Origin of the sequence: Streptomyces sp. NPDC058525 (assembly GCF_042719495.1) — a bacterium.
Lineage (GTDB): Bacteria > Actinomycetota > Actinomycetes > Streptomycetales > Streptomycetaceae > Streptomyces.
On the sequence record NZ_JBHXNP010000159.1, the window covers coordinates 1 to 2746 of the forward strand.

Annotated in this window: 4 protein-coding genes; 1 reads left to right on the forward strand and 3 read right to left on the reverse strand. The window is 73.7% G+C overall.

Going from position 1 to position 2746, the window contains the following annotated elements:
• Positions 1-801 (reverse strand): 3-hydroxyisobutyryl-CoA hydrolase (locus ACFWP3_RS39895; RefSeq protein WP_384231453.1); only part of this gene is annotated, 801 nt, incomplete at its 3' end.
• Positions 802-1017: 216 nt separating this feature from the next.
• Between ACFWP3_RS39895 and ACFWP3_RS39900 the strand changes: the two genes are divergently transcribed.
• The gene (locus ACFWP3_RS39900) at positions 1018-1608 is read left to right on the forward strand and encodes a hydrolase (protein ID WP_384231455.1); all 591 of its coding nucleotides are present in this window, start codon (positions 1018-1020) and stop codon (positions 1606-1608) included.
• On the opposite strand, the gene ACFWP3_RS39905 is transcribed toward ACFWP3_RS39900, so the two are convergent.
• Positions 1589-2041, reverse strand: a complete 453-nt coding sequence (locus tag ACFWP3_RS39905; protein WP_384231457.1) for an ATP-binding protein — start codon at positions 2039-2041, stop codon at positions 1589-1591. The genes ACFWP3_RS39900 and ACFWP3_RS39905 overlap by 20 nt on opposite strands.
• A gap of 80 nt (positions 2042-2121) precedes the next feature.
• A complete protein-coding gene (locus ACFWP3_RS39910; protein ID WP_384231460.1) occupies positions 2122-2505 on the reverse strand; it encodes an STAS domain-containing protein in 384 nt (127 codons plus the stop codon).
• Positions 2506-2746: the final 241 nt, after the last annotated feature.

Consider the following 2746-nt stretch of genomic DNA (forward strand, 5'->3'; position numbering starts at 1 on the left):
CTTCAGCGCGGTCGGGGACTTGGCCAGGACGGTCTCGGCGGCCTCCTTCGCGGCCGGGTCCCCGTCGGCGAGCAGCCGCTCGACGATCTCCTCGACGGTGTCCGCCGCGTAGCAGTGGTCGATCCAGGGCCGCCGGCCGGCGAGTTCACCGGGCGGGGGCTCGGCCGTGTAGTGCGGCAGCACCTCGTGGACGGGGGCCTCGGCGAGGGCGGCGGCCAGCTCCGGCAGCCGTGCGGCGGGGACGAAGTGGTCGGCGAGTCCGCACAGCACGGCGTCGGCGGCGCCCACGGCCCCGCCGGTCAGGGCGAGATGGGTGCCGAGCCGGCCGGGCGAGCGGCCGAGCAGCCAGGTCCCGCCGACGTCGGGGACGAAGCCGATGCCGGTCTCGGGCATGGCGACGCGGGAGCGCTCGGTCACGACGCGGACCCCGCCGTGGGCCGAGATCCCGACTCCGCCGCCCATGACGATGCCGTCCATGAGGGCGACGTACGGCTTGGGGTAGCGGGCGATACGGGCGTTGAGGCGGTACTCGTCGCGCCAGAACTCCGCGGAGGCGGTGGTCCCGGCCTTGGCGTCGTCGTGGATGGCCCGGATGTCCCCGCCCGCGCACAGACCGCGCTCACCGGCGCCGCGGACGAGCACCTGGTGGACGGCGGGGTCCCGCTCCCAGGCCGCCAGGGCCCCGGCCATGCGCCGCACCATGGCGTGGGTGAGCGCGTTGAGGGCCCGGGGGCGGTTGAGGGTGATCACCCCGGTCCGGCCCTCGACGGCGAGCAGGACGGTGTCGTCTTCGGTCTTCACACCGGCCAGTATGGACGGGAGCCGGCGGCCGGGCGGGGGCCGGTCCGGGGCGGGCTGCCGCGCGGCAGGAGAAGACAGGAGAAGACAGGAGAAGACGGGAGAAGACGGGATTCACCCCCTTTCACACCCTTCTTTCCGTTTCGGGGGTACCGGTGATCGGTAAGGTCACCGTGCAGTGCCGGCGCCGTGTCCGTGTGCACCCCGAAGGAGACCCCAATGGCCGACCCGACCCCCGACCCGAACCGCCTCGCCCTCGGCCAGGACACCGCCCTCGTCCTCATCGACCTGCAGACCGGCATCCTGGGCCTGCCGACGGCCAGGCCCTCGGCCGGCATCCTGAAGCAGGGCATCGCCCTCGCCGAGGCGTTCCGCGCCCACCGGCTTCCCGTGGTCCTGGTCAGGGTCGCCTGGTCCCCCGACAGCGGCGACCTGCCCACGGCCAATGTGGACCGACCGGGCCCGGCCGCGGCCCCGCCGCCCGCGTTCTCGGAGATCCCGGCCGAGCTCGCCGCGCTCGGGGACGTGGTCGTCACCAAGCGCCACTGGGGGGCCTTCACCGGCACCGAGCTGGACCTCCAGCTGCGCCGGCGCGGCATCCACCGCATCGTCCTGGCCGGGATCTCCACCAGCGCCGGGGTCGAGTCCACCGCCCGTACGGCCTGGGAGCACAGCTACGACCTGGTCTTCGCCGAGGACGCCACCGCCGACCTGGACGCCGACTCCCACGCCCACACCTTCGGCAAGATCTTCCCGCGCATCGGCAAGGTCGCCTCCACGGACGAGATCATCACGGCCCTGGATTCCTGACCCAGGCCGGAGCGGCCACCTCCAGCCAGACGCACTTGCCGTGCGGGCCCGGCCGGGAACCCCAGCTGCGGGCCAGCCGGTCCATGATCAGCAGCCCGTGTCCGCCGGGCTGCCCGGGCCGCGCGCCCGGCCCGGCCCGCACCGGGACCGGCGGCGCCGGGTTCCCGTCGGTCACCTCGATGCGCAGCCGCTCGTCGTCGCAGTCCAGCAGCAGCGCGCCCGGCCCGCCGCCGTGCAGACAGGCGTTGGCCACCACCTCGGACACCAGCAGGAGCACGTCGTCGGCCGCGTCCCGCTCCTCCTGCGTCGCGGCCGGCAGCCAGTGCCACGCGGCCAGGGCCCGCCGCGCGAAGTCCCGGCTGCGCGTCACGACATCGGTGGCCCCGTCCAGTACCAGGTACCAGGTCCGGTCGGGTGACCCCCGCAGTTCCATGACGCTCCGACTCCTATGTGTCGACGTGCAGTAGCCGTACTGACCTATGGCCGTGCCCGACCACCCGTGCCGCGGTGGTGCTAAGCCGGCGAACCGTCCGTCCCGCCGTCCGTCCCGTTCAGTGCCTGCGCCACATCGGCGTACACGGGGAAGATCCCGTCGGCGCCGGTGATGCGGAACATCCGGGCGACCGAGCCCCGCAGTCCGGCCAGCTCCACGCTGCCGCCGGCCTCCAGGGCCGAGAGTCTGCCGTGCAGCAGCACGTTCAGCCCGGTGGAATCGCAGAACCCCAGTCCCGTCAGGTCCACCAGCAGCCGGCCGCCGCGCACGACCGCCGCGTCGAGGGCCTCGCGCAGGGGCTGGGCCGTGTCGTGGTCCAGCTCTCCCGCCAGCTCGATGACGTCGGCTCCGTCCACGTGCTGGACCACGACGGTGAAGCGCTCGTTGTCCGCTCCCGGAACCATCCCTCATCACCCTTCCGTCCTGTTCTTGCACCTTCCCAGAAGCCGCGCGGATACGCCTCCGGCGGCGACGGCCGCAACGGCGGGCGGGAAGGTCCTGCGGGGGCTCCGGCGGACGGGGCCCGCGGCCGTTGAACCGGAAACGACCGTGGGGGGGGGTGGGGGTGGGGGGGGAAAACGCCCCCCCCCGCCCGCGCGGAAAAAATGGGGGGCAAGGGTTTTTTCGTGGGGACCCAAGAACCCC